17 protein-coding genes are annotated in these 18,965 nt (G+C 70.2%); 11 read left to right on the plus strand and 6 right to left on the minus strand.

The window, feature by feature from the left end; genetic code table 11:
* The first annotated feature begins 158 nt into the window (after positions 1-158).
* From greA to thrC, 5 genes are all read left to right on the plus strand, one after another.
* The gene (gene greA / locus ACVTJA_RS22945) at positions 159-674 is read left to right on the plus strand and encodes a transcription elongation factor GreA (protein WP_465839175.1); all 516 of its coding nucleotides are present in this window, start codon (positions 159-161) and stop codon (positions 672-674) included.
* Between the two features lie 177 nt (positions 675-851).
* Complete coding sequence (gene recG, locus ACVTJA_RS22950) at positions 852-3,545, plus strand: ATP-dependent DNA helicase RecG (RefSeq protein WP_465839177.1); 2,694 nt, start codon at positions 852-854, stop codon at positions 3,543-3,545.
* A 58-nt stretch (positions 3,546-3,603) separates the two neighbouring features.
* Complete coding sequence (locus tag ACVTJA_RS22955; protein ID WP_465839179.1) at positions 3,604-4,242, plus strand: protein-L-isoaspartate(D-aspartate) O-methyltransferase; 639 nt, start codon at positions 3,604-3,606, stop codon at positions 4,240-4,242.
* Between the two features lie 256 nt (positions 4,243-4,498).
* Entirely contained in the window at positions 4,499-4,921 is a 423-nt protein-coding gene (locus ACVTJA_RS22960) for a hypothetical protein (RefSeq protein ID WP_465839181.1), read from the plus strand.
* A complete protein-coding gene (thrC, locus tag ACVTJA_RS22965; RefSeq protein WP_465839183.1) occupies positions 4,918-6,255 on the plus strand; it encodes a threonine synthase in 1,338 nt (445 codons plus the stop codon). Before ACVTJA_RS22960 ends, thrC begins: the two co-directional genes overlap by 4 nt.
* Before the next feature lie 45 nt (positions 6,256-6,300).
* Here the strand turns inward: thrC and ribB are convergent, their stop codons facing one another.
* Positions 6,301-7,452, minus strand: a complete 1,152-nt coding sequence (gene ribB, locus ACVTJA_RS22970) for a 3,4-dihydroxy-2-butanone-4-phosphate synthase (RefSeq protein WP_465839185.1) — start codon at positions 7,450-7,452, stop codon at positions 6,301-6,303.
* Positions 7,453-7,656: 204 nt separating this feature from the next.
* Here ribB and ACVTJA_RS22975 point away from each other — a divergent pair, with 204 nt between their 5' ends.
* Together ACVTJA_RS22975 and tmk are read left to right on the plus strand one after the other, a co-directional pair.
* Complete coding sequence (locus tag ACVTJA_RS22975; RefSeq protein ID WP_465839187.1) at positions 7,657-7,995, plus strand: hypothetical protein; 339 nt, start codon at positions 7,657-7,659, stop codon at positions 7,993-7,995.
* Positions 7,992-8,648 (plus strand): dTMP kinase, encoded by a 657-nt coding sequence (gene tmk, locus ACVTJA_RS22980; protein ID WP_465839189.1) that lies wholly within the window; start codon positions 7,992-7,994, stop codon positions 8,646-8,648. The genes ACVTJA_RS22975 and tmk overlap by 4 nt, the downstream gene beginning before the upstream one ends.
* Before the next feature lie 19 nt (positions 8,649-8,667).
* Here the strand turns inward: tmk and ACVTJA_RS22985 are convergent, their stop codons facing one another.
* The gene (locus ACVTJA_RS22985) at positions 8,668-9,786 is read right to left on the minus strand and encodes an alpha/beta fold hydrolase (RefSeq protein WP_465839191.1); all 1,119 of its coding nucleotides are present in this window, start codon (positions 9,784-9,786) and stop codon (positions 8,668-8,670) included.
* 149 nt (positions 9,787-9,935) lie between these two features.
* Between ACVTJA_RS22985 and ACVTJA_RS22990 the strand changes: the two genes are divergently transcribed.
* A complete protein-coding gene (locus tag ACVTJA_RS22990; RefSeq protein ID WP_465839192.1) occupies positions 9,936-10,673 on the plus strand; it encodes a competence/damage-inducible protein A in 738 nt (245 codons plus the stop codon).
* Positions 10,674-10,778: 105 nt separating this feature from the next.
* On the opposite strand, the gene ACVTJA_RS22995 is transcribed toward ACVTJA_RS22990, so the two are convergent.
* A complete protein-coding gene (locus ACVTJA_RS22995) occupies positions 10,779-11,291 on the minus strand; it encodes a transposase (protein ID WP_465839194.1) in 513 nt (170 codons plus the stop codon).
* A 552-nt stretch (positions 11,292-11,843) separates the two neighbouring features.
* On the opposite strand from ACVTJA_RS22995, the gene ACVTJA_RS23000 reads away from it, so the two are divergent.
* Together ACVTJA_RS23000 and ACVTJA_RS23005 are read left to right on the plus strand one after the other, a co-directional pair.
* Positions 11,844-12,170 (plus strand): hypothetical protein, encoded by a 327-nt coding sequence (locus ACVTJA_RS23000; RefSeq protein WP_465839196.1) that lies wholly within the window; start codon positions 11,844-11,846, stop codon positions 12,168-12,170.
* Positions 12,171-12,314: 144 nt separating this feature from the next.
* Positions 12,315-13,205, plus strand: coding sequence for a DDE-type integrase/transposase/recombinase (locus ACVTJA_RS23005; RefSeq protein ID WP_465839198.1), 891 nt, complete (start codon positions 12,315-12,317; stop codon positions 13,203-13,205).
* Here ACVTJA_RS23005 and ACVTJA_RS23010 read toward each other — a convergent pair whose 3' ends face one another.
* Positions 13,206-14,207, minus strand: coding sequence for a tyrosine-type recombinase/integrase (locus ACVTJA_RS23010; RefSeq protein ID WP_465839200.1), 1,002 nt, complete (start codon positions 14,205-14,207; stop codon positions 13,206-13,208). It lies immediately after the preceding gene.
* Between the two features lie 365 nt (positions 14,208-14,572).
* On the opposite strand from ACVTJA_RS23010, the gene ACVTJA_RS23015 reads away from it, so the two are divergent.
* Positions 14,573-15,811: a tyrosine-type recombinase/integrase gene (locus tag ACVTJA_RS23015; RefSeq protein WP_465827807.1), complete on the plus strand. Its 1,239-nt coding sequence runs from the start codon at positions 14,573-14,575 to the stop codon at positions 15,809-15,811.
* Between the two features lie 314 nt (positions 15,812-16,125).
* Here the strand turns inward: ACVTJA_RS23015 and istB are convergent, their stop codons facing one another.
* Both istB and istA read right to left on the minus strand, forming a co-directional pair.
* Positions 16,126-16,887, minus strand: a complete 762-nt coding sequence (gene istB, locus ACVTJA_RS23020) for an IS21-like element helper ATPase IstB (protein ID WP_465824711.1) — start codon at positions 16,885-16,887, stop codon at positions 16,126-16,128.
* Positions 16,884-18,389 carry an IS21 family transposase gene (gene istA / locus ACVTJA_RS23025; protein ID WP_465824713.1) on the minus strand — a complete coding sequence of 502 codons (1,506 nt, stop codon included), beginning with the start codon at positions 18,387-18,389 and terminating at the stop codon, positions 16,884-16,886. Before istA ends, istB begins: the two co-directional genes overlap by 4 nt.
* Between the last annotated feature and the right edge of the window lie 576 nt (positions 18,390-18,965).

The raw sequence follows: 18,965 nt of genomic DNA on the forward strand, positions 1-18,965 counted from the left end.
TCGGACGGACAGCACCCGCCCGATTCTCTGTGCGGGTTTCGTTGACCAAGTTGTGAGGGGTTCCCTACATTGGGGCTTTCGTGGGGGGCCGGGCTCCGGGAGGAGCGCCGGCCCTCCGTCTTATTGAACCTCTGGGAGTGGTGGAAGGAGCCGTTTCGATGAGCAGCGGGAGCGACAACATCCCGATGACCCCGTCCGGACTGCGCAAGCTGAAGGAGGAGCTGAAGCACCTCCAGTCCGTCGAGCGTGGGAAGATCTCGCGCGAGATCGAGGTCGCCCGCGCCCATGGGGACCTGCGCGAGAACGCCGAGTACCACGCGGCCAAGGAGAAGCAGTCGCACATCGAGGGCCGCATCCTGGACCTCAATGACTGGATTGCCCGCGCGGAGGTCATCGACCCGAGCAAGCTGGGCGGTGACAAGGTCGTCTTCGGTGCGACGGTGGACCTCGTGGACACGGAGACGGACAAGCCGGTGACGTACCGGCTCGTCGGCGAGCTGGAGGCCGACCTGAAGAAGCGGTGGATCGCCGTCACCTCGCCGGTGGCGCGCGCGCTCATCGGCAAGAAGGTGGGCGACGTCGCCACGGTGCAGAGCCCCGGCGGCGTGCGTGAGCTGGAGATCACCGAGATCCGCTTCGAGGACCCGTCCGAGGGCGCCCCTTCCGAGGGCTGATCAGGATTCCCCTCTGGGGAGCGGCCGGGGGAGCGGGCACGGGCTCGCTCCCCCGGTCTCGTTTCCTGGGACACGTCACCCCCATTCCGTAGGATGAGCGACGGAAACCCGCGCGTGAACCATCCGCTCGCCAGCCTCGTTGGGCCCCTCCGATACGCGTGCCAGCGCGATTTCGCGATGCTCGCCACCGTGAAGGGCCTGCGCCCGGTGTTGGAGCGCGCGCTCGCCGGGGCCAGCGGCGTGGACGCGCAGGCCCTGGAGCACCTGCGCGCGGCGCTGCCGTACGTGGACGACCCCGCGCCCGAGCGGCGCAAGGCCGCGCTGCGGCGTGTGGTGGCGGGGCTGAAGCTCAGCGGCGTGGAGCTGCCGGCGGAGTTGGCCGGGGTAGGGACGGGGGCGGCCCGCTCAGGTGCGCTGGCTCCGGTGGAGAAGCCCCGGGCACGCACCAGGCCGGTCCAAGGCATGCCCGTCGTGGACGATGACGCCCGTACGGCCACGCCCGAGGGCTACGTGCCTCCGTGGAAGTCCGTCGAGCCCGTGCCTCCGCCTTCTCGTACGAAGGATGCTCCGGCACAGGAGGCCGGTGCCCGCCCTCCAATGGCTCCGGGGGCCGCACGGGCCGCCACGAAGCCCCGGCAGGCCTCGCTCGTCGCGGAGCCGGAGGCCATTCCCGGCGCGAAGACGCGCAAGGAGAAGGTGGAGCGCAAGAAGAAGCGCCAGGCGGCGGCCGAGGCCTCGCGCTCCGAGGCGAAGCTGCTGTCCATCGCCCCGCGCACCGGCCCGCTGTCCATGCCGCTGAAGACGCTCGACAAGCGGCTCGGGCCCCGGCTCGTGTCCACCCTCAACCGGAAGGGCCTGCGCCGCCTCGGCGACATCCTGTTCCTGTTGCCACGCTGCTACGAGGACCGCCGCCGCCTCAACACCATCGCCGAGCTGGAGCCCGGCCAGCGCGGCGTCACCGTGGGCGTCGTCAGGAAATCGGAGTTCGTCCCCGGGCGCGGCGGCAAGCGGATGTTCCGCGCCGTGGTGGCGGACCGCTCGGGCAGCATCGCAGCGACGTACTTCAACGCCGGGCCGTGGTTGAAGGAGCGCTTCACCGTGGGCAAGCGCCTCGTCCTCTCCGGCGAGGTGCGCGCCACCATGAGCGGCCGGGAGATGACGCACCCGGAAATCGAGCCCGCCGAGGACCTGGAGTCCTCCTCCGTCCACTTCAACCGCATCGTCCCCATCTACCCGGGCTTCGAGCGCGCCGAGCAGCGCTCCTTCCGAGACCTCGCCGCCAGCGTGGGCGAGAAGTATGCGCACGCGCTGGAGGACCCGCTGCCCGCGGACCTGCGGCGCCGCCTGGAGCTGATGGGCCTGCCGGACGCGCTGCGCTTCATCCACTTCCCGCCCGGCGACGCGGACCTGGGGACGCTCGACACGCACGAGAGCCCCGCGCACCGGCGCCTCGCGTTCGACGAGCTCTTCTTCCTCCAGCTCGGCATGGCCCTCAAGCGGCAGGGCATCAAGGCGGAGGAGGGCATCTCCTTCGACGTGTCCCCGTCCCGCCTGGACAAGGCCCGCGCCGCGCTCCCGTTCCAGCTCACGGACGCCCAGGCGCGCGTGGTGCAGGAGATTGCCCGCGACATGGCCCGTCCGGAGCCGATGAACCGGCTGGTGCAGGGCGACGTGGGCAGCGGCAAGACGGCGGTGGCCATGGTCTCCGCGCTGGTCGCGCTGCAGCACGGCTACCAGGTGGCCGTCATGGCCCCCACGGAAATCCTGGCCGAGCAGCATGAGCGCAACTTCCGCAAGGTGCTGGAGCCGTTGGGCTACCGCGTGGGGCTCATCAGCGCCGCCGGCACCGCGAAGTCCAAGCGCGAGCGGCGCGACGCCGTGGCTCGCGGAGACATCCACCTCGCGGTGGGCACGCACGCGCTCATCCAGGAGGAGGTGGCCTTCCACAAGCTGGGCCTCGCGGTCATCGACGAGCAGCACCGCTTCGGCGTGCTCCAGCGCCACACGCTGATGAGCAAGGGCCCGAAGCCGGACGTGCTGGTGATGACGGCCACGCCCATTCCGCGCACGCTGGCCATGACGCTGTACGGGGACCTGGACCTGTCCGTCATCGACCAGCTCCCGCCGGGGCGCACGCCCATCACCACGCGCGTCTTCAACGACAAGCAGCGCTCCCGCGTCTACGAGTCCATGGCCACGGAGCTGGCCAAGGGCCACCAGGCCTACGTCGTCTATCCGCTGGTGGAGGAGTCCGAGAAGCTCGACCTGCAGGACGCCACGCAGGGCGCGGAGAAGCTGGCGCAGGTGTTCCCCCAGGCGAAGGTGGGCTTGCTGCACGGGCGGATGAAGGGCGAGGAGAAGGACGCCGTCATGGAGGCGTTCCGCGCGAAGCAGGTCGACATCCTCGTCTGCACCACCGTGGTGGAGGTCGGCGTGGACGTGCCCAACGCCTCGGTGATGGTGGTGGAGCACGCGGAGCGCTTCGGCCTGTCGCAGCTGCACCAGCTCCGCGGCCGCGTGGGCCGTGGCGCGGCGGCGAGCTACTGCTTCCTGATTGCCGGCGCCGCGCGCTCGTGGGAGTCGACGGAGCGGCTCGGGGTGATGGAGCGCAGCAGCGACGGCTTCGTCATCGCGGAGAAGGACCTGGAGATTCGCGGGCCCGGCGAGTTCCTGGGCACGCGGCAGAGCGGCCTGCCCGAGCTGGCGGTGGCCAACCTCGCGCGCGACGGCGACCTGCTCTCGATGGCCCAGGGCGAGGCCCGTCAAATCATGGAGAAGGACCCGGAGCTGAAGGCGAAGGAGCACCAGGGGCTGGTGAAGGCGCTGGAGGAGCGGTGGGAAGGCCGCCTCGCGCTGGCGCGCGTGGGGTAGGGCCGCCCGGAGGCCGTGGGAGCGTGCCTGCCTGCCCCCCAGTGACTATCGTCACCGCATGGGCGACCTGGGGCGGGCCGAGTACCTGAAGCACCAGGGCATTCGAGACCGGCGCGTGCTGGAGGCGATTGCCCGGCTGGAGCGCGCCGACTTCGTGCCGGAGCGCATGCGCGGCGACGCCGGTGCGGATGCGCCGCTGCCCATCGGCTATGGGCAGACCATCAGCCAGCCCTATGTCGTCGCGGTGATGACCGAGGCCCTCCAGCTCAAGGGGCACGAGCGTGTGCTGGAGATTGGCACCGGCTCCGGCTACCAGACGGCGGTGCTCGCGCTGCTGTGCCGGGAGGTCTACTCGGTGGAAATCGTCCCCGAGCTCGCGCGCTCATCGCGGCGCCTGCTGCGGCGGCTGGGCTTCGAGAACGTGTACTTCCGCCAGGGGGACGGCTCGCTGGGCTGGCCCGAGGCCGCGCCCTTCGACGCCATCCTCGCCGCCGCCGCGCCCAGCGAGGTTCCGGTGCCCCTGGTGGATCAGCTCCAGCGCGGCGGCCGCATGGTCATCCCCGTGGGGCCCCTGGGCGGCTCGCAGCAACTGCTGCGCATCCAGCGCGCCCGGCGCCGGGGCGAGCTTCCCGTCGTCGAGCGGCTGCTCCCCGTGCGCTTCGTCCCCATGACGGGGCAGGCCTTCCCGCAGCCGTGAGTGGGTGCATTGGGTGGGGGGTGACCCGCCGCTTGCCCGCCTGCATGCTCACATCCGACTGGAAGGCGCGTTGCCCAGTGGAGCGGCGGCCCGCTAACGTTGGCGCATCATGATCATCTGTCCGGTGTGTGACCACGTTCAACCCGAGGGCTCGGAGTGCGATGTCTGTGGCCGGGTCTTCCCCGCGCCTGCTGTCGCCGCGGCGCCCGTGGCCCCGCTGCCGGAGCTGGAGCTCACCCCGCACACGGGAGGCCGCGTGGCGGTGGAAGTCGCCGTGCTGCCCGAGCTGGACTCGACGCGGATGAAGTCCGGCCCCGACCTGCCGGCGCAGGTGGTGCAGGACCTGGAGCTGACGCGCGCGCCGGCCACCGGCGCGGTGGCCGTGGCGGCGATGCAGGAACTGGACACCGGCCGCGCCGAGGACGACGGCGTGCGTACCGCCGCGCCCACGGGCGCCGTCGTGTGCCGGTACTGCCGCAACACGCAGGCCGAGGGGCTCTTCTGTGACAACTGCGGCATGCGGCTGTCCCGAGCGCGCCCGGCCGCCAACGTCGTAGCCACCGCGAAGCGTCCGGCCGGGGACGATGACGGGTGGATCGCCTGCTCGTCGTGCCACACGCCCGTGCGGCCTGGAAAGGCCTGCTCGGAGTGCGGGACGCGGGCTAGAGTGGAGGCATGATCGTCCCGGATCCGAAGTTCCACGCCGAGTACCGGTGCAGCGACGGTTGTGACTTCCGCGCCTCGCTGCTGGATGTCGTGTACCGGTGCCCGCGCTGTGGCGGCCTGCTCGAGGTCTCGCACGACGTGGCGGCCCTGAAGGCGGTGCCCGCCGTCATGTGGAAGCGGCGCTTCGAGTCGCGCTTCGGCTCCTCGCGGCTGCCGGATGCCTCGGGCGTGTGGGGCAAGCGCGAGTGGGCGCTCCCGCAGGTTCCCATGGACGAAATCGTCTCCCTGGGCGAGGGGCGCGTGCCGCTCAAGCCGCTGCCGCGCATGGCCTCGGAGCTGGGGCTGGCGGCGCTGGACTTGAAGGAGTGCGGTGTTTCGCCGACGGGGAGCTTCAAGGACTGGGGGATGACGGTCCTCGTCTCCGCCGTGAAGCACATGCGCGCGAAGGGCGTGCCGCTGCGCGCGGTGGCGTGCGCGTCCACGGGCGACACGTCCGCGGCGCTGTCAGCCTACTGCGCGGCGGCGGGGATTCCGGCGGTGGTCTTCCTCCCGCGCGACAAGGTGTCGCTCGCGCAGCTCGTGCAGCCCATCGCCAACGGGGCGCGGGTGCTGTCGCTGGACACGGACTTCGACGGCTGCATGAAGCTGGTGCAGGCGGTGACGGCGGACACGGGGCTGTACCTGGCCAACTCGATGAACTCGCTGCGCATCGAGGGCCAGAAGATGGTGGCCGTGGAGCTGTGCCAGGACCTGGGCTGGGAGCCGCCGGACTGGGTGGTGATTCCCGGCGGCAACCTGGGCAACGCCAGTGCGCTGGGCAAGGGCTTCGAGCTGATGCTGGAGCTGGGGCTCATCACGAAGCGGCCGCGCATCGCCGTGGCGCAGGCGCAGCGCGCCAACCCGCTGGCCCGGGCCTTCCGGGGCGGCTTCAAGGAGCTGCTGCCAATGCAGGCGGAGAAGACGCTGGCCTCCGCCATCCAGATTGGCAACCCGGTGTCCTTCAAGCGCGCGGTGCGAATCCTGAAGGCCTTCGACGGCGTGGTGGAGGAGGCCACCGAGTCCGAGCTGTCCAACGCCGCGGCGCGCGCGGACCGCGAGGGCACCTTCACCTGCCCGCAGACGGGTGTGGCGCTGGCGGCGCTGGAGAAGCTGGTGGCGCAGGGCGTGATTGCCCGGGGCTCGACGGTGGCGGTGATTTCCACCGCGCACGGGCTGAAGTTCGCGGACTTCAAGGTGGGCTACCACCGGAGCACGCTCGCGGACGTGACGAGCCGCTACGCGAATCCTCCCGTGGAGCTCCCCGCGAACCTGGACGCGGTGCGCGGCGCGCTGGCCGACCTGGGCTGAGGCGGCTGGTGGCGGGGGCTCCAGGGTTGGAGCCCCCGATGCGCGTCAGTCCGCGAGCAGCGGCACGCGCTTGTCGATGGTGAGGCCGAAGCCCGCGAGGCCGCGGTAGGTGATGTCCGTGTTGGTCATCACCTGGAGCGAGCGCACGCCCAGGTCATTCAAAATCTGGCAGCCCATGCCGAGGTCGCGAGACTCCTGCGGGCCGCGCGCGGGGCCGCTGCTGCCGTCGCTGTTGCGCTTGTGGTGGATGCCGAAGTCGTCGCCGTGCATGCCGGGCAGGTACACGAGGACGCCGGTGCCCTCGCGGGCGATGCGTGCCAGCGCCTGGTCCAGCAGCGCGTTGCAGTTGCACGACGGCGAGCCGAACACGTCGCCCATGGCGCACGCGGCATGCAGCCGCACCAGCGCGCTGGGCTTGGAGGCGGGGTCACCCTTCACGAGCACCAGCGACTTCGCGTTGTCCGGCAGCCACGTGTACGTGAGCGCGGTGAACTCGCCGTAGCGGGTGTTGACGGTGTGCTGGCCGGGCTCGCGGCGCACCAGCCGGTCCTTGCGGCGGCGGTACTCGATGAGGTCCGCGATGGTGATGACCGCCAGCTTGTGCTCGCGGGAGAAGGCCATCAGGTCCGGCATCCGCATCATGGTGCCGTCGTCCTTCACCAGCTCGCAGAGGATGCCGGAGGGCTCCAGGCCGGCGAGGCGGGACAGGTCCACCGTGGCCTCGGTGTGGCCGGCGCGGCGGAGCACGCCGCCCTCGCGGTAGCGCAGCGGGAAGATGTGGCCGGGGCGCAGGAAGTCGTCCGCCTTGCTCGTCGGGTCCACCAGCGCGCGGATGGTCTTCGCGCGGTCCGCCGCCGACACGCCGGTGGTGGTGCCGTGCCGGTAGTCCACGGAGACGGTGAAGGCGGTGCGGTGGGACTCGGTGTTGTCCGCCACCATCTGCGGCAGGCGGAGCGCGTCGAGTCGCTCGGCGAGCATGGGCTGGCAGACGATGCCGCTGGTGTGGCGGACCATGAAGGCGAGGTGCTCGGGCGTCACCTTCTCCGCCGCCATGATGAGGTCACCCTCGTTCTCGCGGTCCTCGTCGTCGGCAACGATGACGAACTTGCCGTCGCGGATATCGCGGATGGCGTCCTCGATGGAGGAGAGCTGGGTGTCGTGACTCATGGAGGTGTCGGTTCGCCGGGAGGGCTGCATGTCCTGGGCGCATGTAGCGCGCGCGCCCCAGGCTCGCAAGGCTACCTGCTGGACGCTGTGCGTCCTGGTGATGGGGCGGATGAGCCCGGCAGCGCTCCCTGTTTCGCCTGGTGGAAGGGGCCGTTGGAGGGCCGACGATTGGTCGGGCGCCAGGGCGGCGACTCGACGGGTGGGGCGAGGTGATGTAGGGTCCCCGGCTCCGTGATGAGCGCCGATACCCAGGATTTACGGACGCAGCTCGACCAGCTCCAGGAGAGCCTGTCCGTCCGCCAGAGCACCACACACTTCGCCCACACGGGCGTGTCCACCATCGCCGCCCTGCTGATTGGCGGCGCGGCGGGCAAGTTGTTCTTCGACTCCCTCCGCACGCCGGTGCTGGCGTGGGGCGCGGCGCTGCTGTCGCTGGGGCTGCTCGTGTACGCCTTCCGCCACTACCTCCTGGGCCGCAAGGTGCTGGCGGAGGAGCTGAAGGGCTACGAGACGATGATGGCGCTGCGCCGCCAGCTCAAGCTGGACGACCCGTCGGCGTTGCTGCCCCGGTGAGCGCCGCTCGGAAGTCCGCCCGGAAGGGGCGGTTCATCGTTCTGGAGGGGCTCGACGGCGCCGGCACCACCACGCAGGTGGAGCGGCTGGCGGCGGTGCTGCGCTCGGAGGGGCACCCGGTGCTCACCACGCGCGAGCCCTCGGATGGGCCGGTGGGCACGATGATTCGCCAGGCCCTCACGGGGCGGCTGGGCCTGCCCGGCGGGGCGGGGCCGCTGTCCCAGGAGACGCTGGCGCTGCTGTTCGCCGCGGACCGGACGGACCACCTCACGGCGCGGGTGCTGCCGGCGCTGGCCGAGGGCAAGGTCGTCCTCTGTGACCGCTACGTGCTGTCGTCGCTCGCGTACCAGGGGGCCTCGCTGCCCATGGAGTGGGTGGACGCGGTGAATGCGTGCGCGGTGCCGCCCGACCTGACGCTCTTCGTGGGCGTGAAGCCCGAGGTGGCGGCCCGCAGGCGCGCGGCCCGGGGCGGAGCGCCAGAGTTGTTCGAGGCGGACGAGGCGCAGCGGCGCATCGCGAAGCAGTACGTGGCCGCCATCAAGCTGCGCGAGAAGCGGGAGCGCATCGTCCACATCGATGGCGAGCAGGGCATCGAGGCGGTGACGGAGGCCTCGCTGAAGGAGATTCGCAAGCTGCTCGGCCGCAAGCGCTGAGCAGCGGCGGCCTCTGGTGTCAGGGCGCGACGTCCCCGGCGCGCTCGGCAATAGGACGGGCATGGCGGACGAGCGAGAGCAGCACCTTGCCCGGCTCCTCGGCCATCAGCTCGTGCGCCGACTGCTCGAACCAGACGAGCCGCTTCGACGGTGCCTTGACGCCCGCGAACCACTCGGCGGCGACCGTCGCCGAGACGTTGTAGTCGTGGCGTCCGAGGAACAGGATGAGCGGCGTCTTCAGCCGCTTCACGTGCGACAGGTCCGTCGTCAGGATGGGGGCGAGAAGCTGCTCGACCGAGAGCCCCTCGGCCTTCCACACCTGGCGCACGTCCTCGTCGGTGTACTCGGGCGACAGCGCCGCCGCCGCGCCCTCGAAGCTCGCATCCGGACGGCGCCAGGCGGCTCCGCCGAAGAAGTTGAGCCAGCGGCGCTGCAGCATGATGTCCTTCAGCGGCACCGGCGTCTTGCCAGCGGCATAGGGTGCGATGGACTCGAGGTCGCGGATGGCCTCCTCGTTCTTCGTCGCGCGGGCCTGTTCCATCGCCCAGGCCCAGCCGCGCCGCTCGCTCTCGCTCGCGTCGATGCCCTGGCCGACGCCGATATAGGCGTGGAGCCATTCGGGATGCTTCTGCGCCAACGTCAGCCCGAGGATGCTGCCCCAGCTATGGCCCAGGACGAAGATCTTCTTCTTGTCGAAGGTCTTGCGCGCCCATTGGACGACCTCCTCGGCATCGGAGTGCATCTGGTCGACCGTGAGCGTCGGGGTGACGATGGTTGGATCATTGGCGACATAGGTCTTGCCCGCGCCGCGCTGGTCCCACTGGATGACGGTGAAGAACTCGTCCCAGCCGTGCGCGACGTACCAGCTCGTTGGCATGGCCACCCAGCCGGGGCCGCCATGGAGCACGAGCAGCACGGGGTTGCGCAGGTCGCGGCTCCGGATGGAGACCCATTGGTCGATGCCTCCGATGCGGATCTTCTCCGTGCGCTCCAGGCCCTCGGGCGCCACGATTTTGCGCAGCTCGGAGATGATCTGGACGGCCTGGGTCCGGCCACTGGGGCCCGGCATCTCCTGTGCCTGTGCGAGGGGACTCCCCAACAGCAGTACCGCCAGCGGCAGCCACGAACCCTTGCGCATCGTGTCCTCCAGACAGCTCATGTGGGCCTGCCCGGCGCGACCCGCCCCCGGTTACGGTGGAAGAAGTGGGCTATTGCGCCGCCGCGGCTCGCTCGGGCCCTCAGAGTCCGAGCGACACGCGGGGCCTTCGGTCTAGAGTCCGGCCTCTCATGGAGCGCACCGGCGCAGCGGCGGTCATCATCGGAAACGAGGTCCTGACCGCGAAGGTCACGGACCTGAACGGGCCCCACCTCATCAAGCGGCTGCGCGAGGTGGGCATTCCGCTGCACTCGGTGGAAATCGTCCTGGACGACGTGGACGCCATCGTCAGCGCGGTGGCGCGGGCCCGGCAGAAGGCGCGCTACGTCTTCACCAGCGGCGGCATCGGCCCCACTCACGACGACGTCACGGTGCGCGCGGTGGCGCTGGCCATGGGCCGGCCGGTGGTGCGGCTGCCGGAGATGGTGTCCCTCATCACCGCCCGGGCGCCCGGCGGCCACGTGACGCCCGAGGGCATGCGGCTGGCAGACGCACCCCAGGGCGCCGTGCTGCTGCCCCAGGCGGGCTCATGGTTCCCGGTGCTGGCGGTGGACGACGTGTACCTGCTGCCCGGAGTGCCACAGCTCTTCCGGATGCAACTGGAGACGGTGCTCGCGCGGCTGCAGGGCTCGCCGGTGGTGCTGAGCTGCCTCTACCTGCGCCTCGGAGAGAGCGAGATTGCCGCCGTGCTGGACCGCGTGGCGCTGGACATGCCGCACGTGGCCATCGGCTCGTATCCGGAGTTCGACGCGGGCAAGGACTACCGGGTGAAGATCACGGTGGAGTCCGTGGAGTTCGCGCCCGTGCAGGAGGCCCTGGAGCGCATCGTGAAGGGCCTGCCTGAGGGCGCGGTGGTGCGGCGGGAGTAGGGCTTCGTCGTTGAAAACTTGCCTAGGAGCCTGTCGCGGTAACGGGCTCGCGAGCAGGTACCGGACGGCATAATGGCCGCGCCGCCGCTCTGCTGGGGCAGGCCGCTACGCGGCCGCCACGTGGAAGAGCTTGAGCAGGTTGTGGGTGGCGCAGATGAGCGCCCACTCTTGCTGCGCCGCCTGCAGTCCCCGTCGAAGCAGAGCACGGATGCCACGTGCCTCTTTGATTTGTCCAAAGACGGGCTCCACGATGGCCTTGCGCATTCGGTACACCTCTCTGCCTCGAGTCGTCGCCAGCTTACGGGCCATCCGCTGCCGCGGGGTGAGTCCCGCGGGCGGACGGCCTCTCACCTTTGGCGGCTCTTCTCCGTGCTTCTGGCGGCCGGTGGCGATGTATGGCTCGACGTCCACCGACTCCAGCCAGCGGACGTTCTGCGCAGAGAAGTAGCCCGCATCCGCGCTCAGCTTCCTGGGCAAGTCCTCGACGTTGTCCGCCACGCGGTCCACCAGGGCCGGCAGGTGCTCGGCGTCCGGAGGCTGGTTGGTGAGCGCCTGAGCGACGATGACCTGGTGCTCGGAGTCCACCGCCGCCTGCGCGTTGTAGGTGTTGCTGAGCACGGTGGTTGAGGGAGAGAGGCCGCGTTTCGGACCGACTGGATGATGGGAGTCGGTGACGGGTGGGCGCATCGGCCATCGGCGAGCCGGCTTCTTGCGTGTCGCTGTCGTTGATGTCCGCTTGTTGGCCGGCGAGAGGGCGGGGCGCGGCGTGGAGCGCTGCTACGGCGGCCGGAGCGTGCCGGCTGCGAGTAGGCGGTGGGAGGGGTGTGGCGACACCCCTACCCACCAATGCCCCGCGAGAAGACTTTGACGAGAGATTCGCGGAGCACCCGAGAAGTCATCCGAAGCGGGGTGGGAGTCAAGTCCTGGGCCGGGGCGGTGCCCTCGGTGGAGGCGGTGCGTCCGGCCCGCTGTCCCCGCTGCGGTGCGGCCAGCAGGCCCGTCGGAGAGGGGCTGGGACTGCATGGGCATGGGCTGCGCGACAGGCAGGTGCTCGGCCCTCTGGAATGGGGCGACGGCGCGCAGGTGCGGGTGGTTCGGGTGCGCCGTTTCCGGTGCACTGCGTGCGCAGCGACGTGCACCGTCTGCCCTCGGGAGGTGCTGACCCGACGGTTGTACTCCGCCTCCGCCATTGCCCTGGCGCTCGCACTCTTCGGGCTGCTGGGGCGCACGGTGGCCGAGGTGCGTACGCGGGTGAGTCCCTGGCGGGTGGTGGGCCCAGGCAGCGTGGGCCGCTGGTGTGCGCTCGCCGCGTGGGTACGGGCCCTGGCTGGGGACGGGCTGTTCGGTGCGCTGCCCCCAGCCCCCGAGGAGTGGAGTTCTCGTCGTGTCGCCGCGCGAGCGGCGGCCGCGCTCGCCGCTCGCACACCCGAGGCGGTGGGCACCAGCCCTCCTCCGCTGCACGTCCTGGCGCCCCTGGGGGCCGCTCACCCAGGATGATGGGCCGCGTCGCCGTGTGGTCGCTGCGCAGCCCCGGCTTTGCCGTCCCACCCGACAGCCCCGCTGCGTCCCCGTCCCAAGCCCCGGCACCCTCCCGGTGGCCCGCCCAGCCCTTGCTCGCGGCGGGCCTTCCTGGAGGAGTGCATGGACGAGCTGTCACCTGACTCTCACGCAGAGGCCGTGGCTGTCTTTCGCCACGGCGTCATCGGTGCCCTGACTCACGCCGAGCTGGACCGAGGCCAGCTTTCGGCGGCGCTCGCGCAGCTGGCCACCCAGCGCTTCCGGCCCCCTGGGGCGGAGGCGACGCGCAGCTACTCGGTGCCGACACTGGAGCGGTGGTACTACGCCTTTCGCAAGCAGGGCCTGAGCGGCCTGACGCCCCAGCCCCGGCGCGACAAGGGCCGGGCGCAGGACGTGCCGCCCCCGCTGCGGCAGCTGCTCTGCGACATCCGCCGTGAGCACCCCTCTGCTTCGGCCACTCTGATTGTGCGCACGCTGGTGGCCGACGGACGCATGCAGCAGGGCGCCCTCTCCCCTTCCACCGTCCGCCGCCTCTTCCGTCAGGAGGGCTTGGACCGGGTGGCCCTGCGCGACTCGGCCGGCAGCCGCACGCGCCTGCGATGGCAGGCGGCGCGTCCCATGGCGCTATGGCACGGAGACGTCTGCCACGGCCCCGCACTCGAGGTGGGTGGCAAGGCGCGGCCCCTGCGGGTGCATGCCCTCTTGGACGACGCCAGCCGGTACGTCGTGGCCCTGGAGGCCCACCACTCCGAGCGGGAGGTGGACATGCTGGGCCTCTTCGTGCGCGCGCTGCGCCGCCACGGCAAGCCCGACGCCCTCTACCTGGACAATGGCGCCACCTACCGCGGCGACACCCTGGCCACCGCGTGCGCGCGCATGGGCATTTCCCTGCTGCACGCCAAGCCCTACGACGCGCCCGCCCGCGGGAAGATGGAGCGCTTTTATGCCGAGTCCACGATTATGCGGAGGTCGAGGCGCATCCCGAGGCGGGAAGCGCCCCGACGCTGCGCATAATCAGAGTCCGTCGAGGAACGACAGCAGCTTGTCGCTCGCCTTGTACCGCTGTGCTCGCGAGGGTGCTTCCGCGAGCTTGGCGAGCGCCCGCTCCTTCATCGTGAGGTCGGCTTCGACGTACATGTGCGTGGTCGCCGGGCTTTCGTGGCCAAGCCACATCGCGATCACCGTCACATCTACTCCCGACTGGAGCAGGTGCATGGCCGTCGTGTGACGGAAGGTGTGGGGAGAGATTTTCCGACGCTGCAACGAGGGGCACACTTGGCATGCCTTCTGGACAGCAGTCCGGAGCCGCTCCTCAATTCCGGAGCGGGAGATGCGGTGCCCACGACGGCTGGGGAAGAGAGGCGTAGCCGGCGAGCCGCTCGTCTCTGACAGCCATCGCCGGAGTACACCTGCCGTGCTCTTCCACAGAGGAACCACCCGCTCCTTGCGGCCCTTGCCGTGGATGCGGACCGAGCGACTATGCGCGAGCGACAGGTCGGCGACGTTCATCGTCGCGAGTTCGGAGACGCGGGCGCCGGTGTTGTACAAGGTCATGAGCATCGCGTGGTCTCGACGTCCGCTCCAGGTCGTTCGGTCCGGCGCGTCGAGAATCGCCTCGACTTCCTGGCGGCTGAGGAAGCCAAGGAGGGGTCGATCGAATCGCTTCATCGGAATTGCGAGCACACGCTGTGCGCTCGGTAGCGAAGTCGGGTCGCGAAAGGACGCGTAGCGAACGAAGGAGCGGATCGCGGCAAGGCGGGCATTTCGGCTCCGGGCACAGTTTCCTCGGTCGGTCTCGAGGTGCCTGAGGAAATCGACGACGAGGGGAGCGTCCAAGTCCGCGAGAGTCAGTGCCGTCGGGGACTTCCGGCGGCGACTTGCCGTGTAGCGGAGGAGGAGACGAAACGAGTCCCGGTAGCTGGCGACTGTCCTCGTACTGGCGTTTTGCTCGGCGACGAGACGCTGGCAGAAGAAGTCCTGCAGCAGGGACGCAAAGGTCGGTGAAGAGGTCCTCATGGCTGCCTGCTCCGACCGAATTCGCGCTCACACCGAGCCGAGGCCACCGCGAGAAGCTCCGGGACGGCCGTGAGATACCAGTAGGTGTCCCTGACCTTGACGTGCCCCAGGTAAGTCGACAGCGCGGGCATCTTCTGGTCGACGTCGATGCCGGCCTGATACCAGGCCAGAAGCCTCCGGACGGCGAAGGTGTGGCGCTAATGCCGCGCTCGGCATTAGCGGCATTATGCCGACCTCCGAATAATGCCGACTCGAGCCGCGACACGCGCGTGGCGCCGAGCAGCGAGCGACGCCGAGGCCTTTCTGGACGCGGCATAATCAGGGTGACTTCTCCCGGCGGCACTGACGCCGCCCAAGGAGAAGCCATGTTGGACGACTACTTCAGGCGCGCAGAGATCCTGCGCCGCCACCGCGCCGGGTTCTTCGGCGCGTACCTCGATACCTACACCTCGACGGCGAAGGAGCACGGGTACCCGCCAGATACGGTGCGCAATCACTGCTACGTGTTCCGACTCTTCGGCCAATGGCTCGAGCGACGCGGGCTGAGCGTCGCGGAGATCGACGACGACGTCATCGCGGAGTTCTGGCGGAAGCAGCGACGAGTGCCGCGCGTGCGCCACACGGGGACGAAGCCGCTGCGACGGCTCCTCGGCCTCCTGCGCACGCAGGGAGTGGTCCCATCGCAGCAGCCCCCGGAGCGCACCGAGGCCGCCGCCCTGGCACACCGCTTCGCCACGTACCTCGAGCAGCGTCGTGCGCTGATGCCCGAGACCGTGCGTCGGCACATCTCCGTGGTGCAGGAGTTCCTCCAGCGCTGCTTCGGTCACGGTCCGCTTCAACTTCATGCGCTCGGAGAAAAAGACATCACGCGCTTCGTGTTGTGGACAGCCAAGCGCCTTTCTCCACGCACCCAACAGACCCACATGAGCATCCTGCGGTCCTTCTTTCGCTTCCTGCTCGAGCAGGGAGAGATCGAGGTGGACCTCACCGGCGTTGTGCCCACCGTCGCGAGGTGGCGGTTCGCCGGCGTGCCGAAGTACATCACTCACGGGCAGGTCGAGCAGGTACTGGCTTCGTGCGATCGAGGCACGCCGATGGGACGGCGCGACTTCGCGATTCTTCTGTTGCTCGCGCGGCTTGGACTGCGTGCGTGTGAGGTCGCGCGTCTCGAGCTCGACGACATCCGATGGCGGACTGGAGAGCTGGTCATTCGGGGCAAGGGCAGCACGATCGAGACGCTGCCGCTGCTCGCCGAGGTGGGAGAGGCGCTGGCTGCGTACATCAAGAGGGACCGGCCCAAGTGCGAGACGCGCCGGGTCTTCACAAGGATGCGTGCTCCCATCGCCGCGATCGCAGGCCAGGGCACGGTGACGACGATTGTGCGCGACGCCACGCTCAGGGCTGGGCTCGACGTGCCGACGCGAGGCGCGCACATGCTGCGCCACTCGCTCGCGACCAACATGCTCCGCGACGGCGCCTCGATGAGCGAGATCGGCGTCGTGCTCCGCCACCGCAGCCCCGCGACGACGGAGATCTACGCGAAGGTGGACATCGCCTCTCTGCAGCGGCTGGCCCAGCCCTGGCCTGTCGGAGGTGCCCGATGAGCACGCTGCGCAAGTCATTGGACGACTACCTCAAGCTCCGTCGCGCGCTCGGTTTCAAGCTCGAGAGCACGGAGCAGTGTCTGCGCGGCTTCCTCGGCTTCCTCAACGCCGAAGGGGCCAAGCACATCACCACCGAGCTCGCCCTGCGCTGGGCGCGCCGACCGGCCAACGGCGACCCGTTCACATGGGCGCAGCGGATGCTGTTGGCGGTCATCGCGGAGCGCGGAAATCTGGTCATCGGATGCAGCTCGGCCCCGCCCCCACCGCGGAGCGGGAGAGCGGGGCCGGCTGGCCGCAGTGGGACGCGGAGGGGGTCAGCCCTTCTTGGCCTTGCGCTCGGCGCGGGACTCCTCGGCCACGCGTCGGCGGTAGCTGTCGCCCTCAATGCTGATGATGCTGGCGTGGTGGATGACGCGGTCGATGAGAGCGATGGCGCACGCGGCGTTGGGGAAGATGGTGGTCCATTCCGAAAACGGCAGATTGGTCGTCAAGACAATCGGCTTTTTCTCATACCTGCGCGACACCACTTGGAAGAGCAGGTCCGCGTTCCGGGCGTCGTAGGAGAGGTAGCCAATCTCGTCGATGACGAGCAGACCCGCCTGGGTGCAGTAGTGCTTCAGGCGCCGGTCCAGGGCCCTGGCGGAGTCCTGACTGCCCAGGTCGAGCAGCAGTTGGGAGGCGGTGGTGAAGAGGACGGAGTGGCCAGCCTGCACGGCGTTGTAGGCGATGTTCTGGGCAATCATCGTCTTGCCCAATCCCTGAGGGGCGACAAGGACGACATTGGCGGGGCGGGCCATGAAGTCCAGGGCCAGGGCGCTCTCGACGGCCGGCCTGTCAATGCGCTTGGGCCAGCCCCAGTCGAAGTCGGCCATCGTCCTGAGCGCGCCGAGCTTGCTGCGTGACAGGCGCCGCTCCACGCTGCGACGAGCCCGGTCCTTCGTCTCCTCCTCGGCGATGGCTTCCAGCAGCTCGGTCGGCCCCCACCTGCGCTTGGTGGCCATGGCAATGAGGTCATCGAGTGCGTCGCTGGTGTGGCTCAGGCCGAGGGCGGTGAGACGTTCTTTCAGGGGCATCATGGTGCTTGCTCCGGGTCGCCCTCGAGGAGGGCGTCGTAGGCGTTGAGGGAATGCTGGGGGACGCGCTGCTCACGCACGCGCGGGTCATCTGGCAGCACCAGGGGCAGCGGCGGAGGCGCCCCCTTCTGACGGCGTCGCTGGTCGAGGACGTGGGCGACGGAGGCGGGCCCGAGTGCGCCGCGCTCGAGCGTCTCGGCCAGGGCGGCGTCCAGTTCCGCGGCGCCGTAGCGCTCTGCTAGCGCCAGCAGCTTCACGGTGTGGTTGCCGAGGTTGTCACCGCGGTCGGCGAGCGCCTGGAGCATCTGGTCGGCGCGTGGGCAGCGGGCGCGCAGCAAGTCCCGTCCGCGCAGCTCGTGGGCGTGGGCCTTCTTCCTGGCCAGCGCGGCCAGGTGCTGGGCGTCCTCGACGAGGGCGCCCTTGTCCCAGCTGCGCACGTGCGAGGCGACCTGCTGGGCGCCGTCGAGCAGGCGCACCGTGGTGGCAGAGGCCACCAGCGTGAGAGGACGGCGTACCAGGCCATCCGGAATCGAGTAGTCATTGCCGTCGAAGCGCACGTAGGGCGTCTTGCCGGAGGAGGCGGGGCGCACCACGTCGGTGGGCAATGGGTGGGCGGGCAGCGGCAGCAGGCGGGGACGCTCGTCTTCCAGTGCCTCGGCCACCGTGCGGCCCGAGGCGTCGCCGGGCACCCGACGCTGGTGGGCCACCTCGTCCACCCAGCGCTTGAGCTGCCGATTGAGGTCGTCCAGGCCGTGGAAGCTGCGAGCGGCGAAGAAGGAATCGCGCAGGTAGCGGATGGTGCGCTCCACCTTGCCCTTCTCGTTGCCGCGGTAGGGGGCACAGGGTTTGGGCGCGAAGTGGTAATGCCCGGCGGCCTCCAGCACGCGGGGGTGGAAGCGGATGGCGTCTCCGGCCCGCTCCAGCACGACGGACTTCAAGTTGTCGTAGAGGAGGCTGCGAGGCACGCCCCCGAGCGCCTCGAAGGCCTGGACGTGGCCCTGCAGAAAGCACTCCATCGTCTGCCCCAGGAAGAAGCGTGCGTACATGGCGCGCGAGTGGCCCAGCACCAGCACGAAGCAGGAGAGCGTCCGGGAGGCCCGCCCCACCTGCACCTTGCCGAAGCTGCCCCAGTCCACCTGCGCCTCTTCGCCAGGTAGGGTGCAGCGGCGCAGGAAGGCCTCGGCCTGGGGCCCAGGGCGCACCCGCCGCACGTAGCGCTTCACCTGCTCGTAGCCCCCCGGGTAGCCCCGGGCCTTCACCATGTGGAAAAGGCGCGTGGCCCTCAGGCGCGGGTGGGCCTTGAGGGTGGCGTCGATGAAGTCCGTGTAGGGGCCCAGCACGGTGGGTTTCACCGTGCTCCTATCGGCAGGGGCCACCTGCACGTCCTCGAGGGCCGCCTCCACGGTGTCGTGGTGCAGGCCCAACTCCGTGGCGATGGTGCCCACCGGCCAGTGCTCCGCGTAGTGCAGCCGGCGGATGCGGGCACGTACCTCCGGGGCAATCATCCGCCCACCTCCTCACGGAAGGCCGCGCCGCCAACGCGGGCCCACTCGGGTGCGCGCCAAGGTGGTGTGGCGGAGGAAGGGGCTTTGGCGCCCGCAGAACGTGCAGGCGGGAGAAGGCGGCAGTGCATGCGGAGGGGGCCTCGCTGCGCTCGGCTCCGAGGCCACCTGCGTGGTGGCCTGGACCGGCGCGAGTGGCACCGTCGCCTCGTGAGCCGCCTCCGGGGGAGCCTGATGCGTCACTTTCCTGCGTCGCTCCCGGTATGCAGCCTGGCGCGCAGCGTGGGCGTGCCGCCCGTCCCGCGTGCGCTGGTAGCGCCGCCCGGCCGCACGCACCGACTCCGCGCGCGCCCTCCTGCCGCAGGCCCGCTCGCAGTAGCGCTGGCCCCGGTCGCATCCGGTGCACAGCTGAAACAGCCGTCGGCACTCCGGCCGACCGCACACCGCCAACCGCAGCGACTCCACGCGCAGCCTCCCGCGCGCGCCGACTTCTGGCGCTACGCCCCGGACTGCGCTACCCCTGCCTCACCGGCCCGCCCCTCTCGCACACCAGGGCGCGCCTCCAGGAGGGCCCTCCAG

The organism is Pyxidicoccus sp. M6 (genome assembly GCF_055568925.1).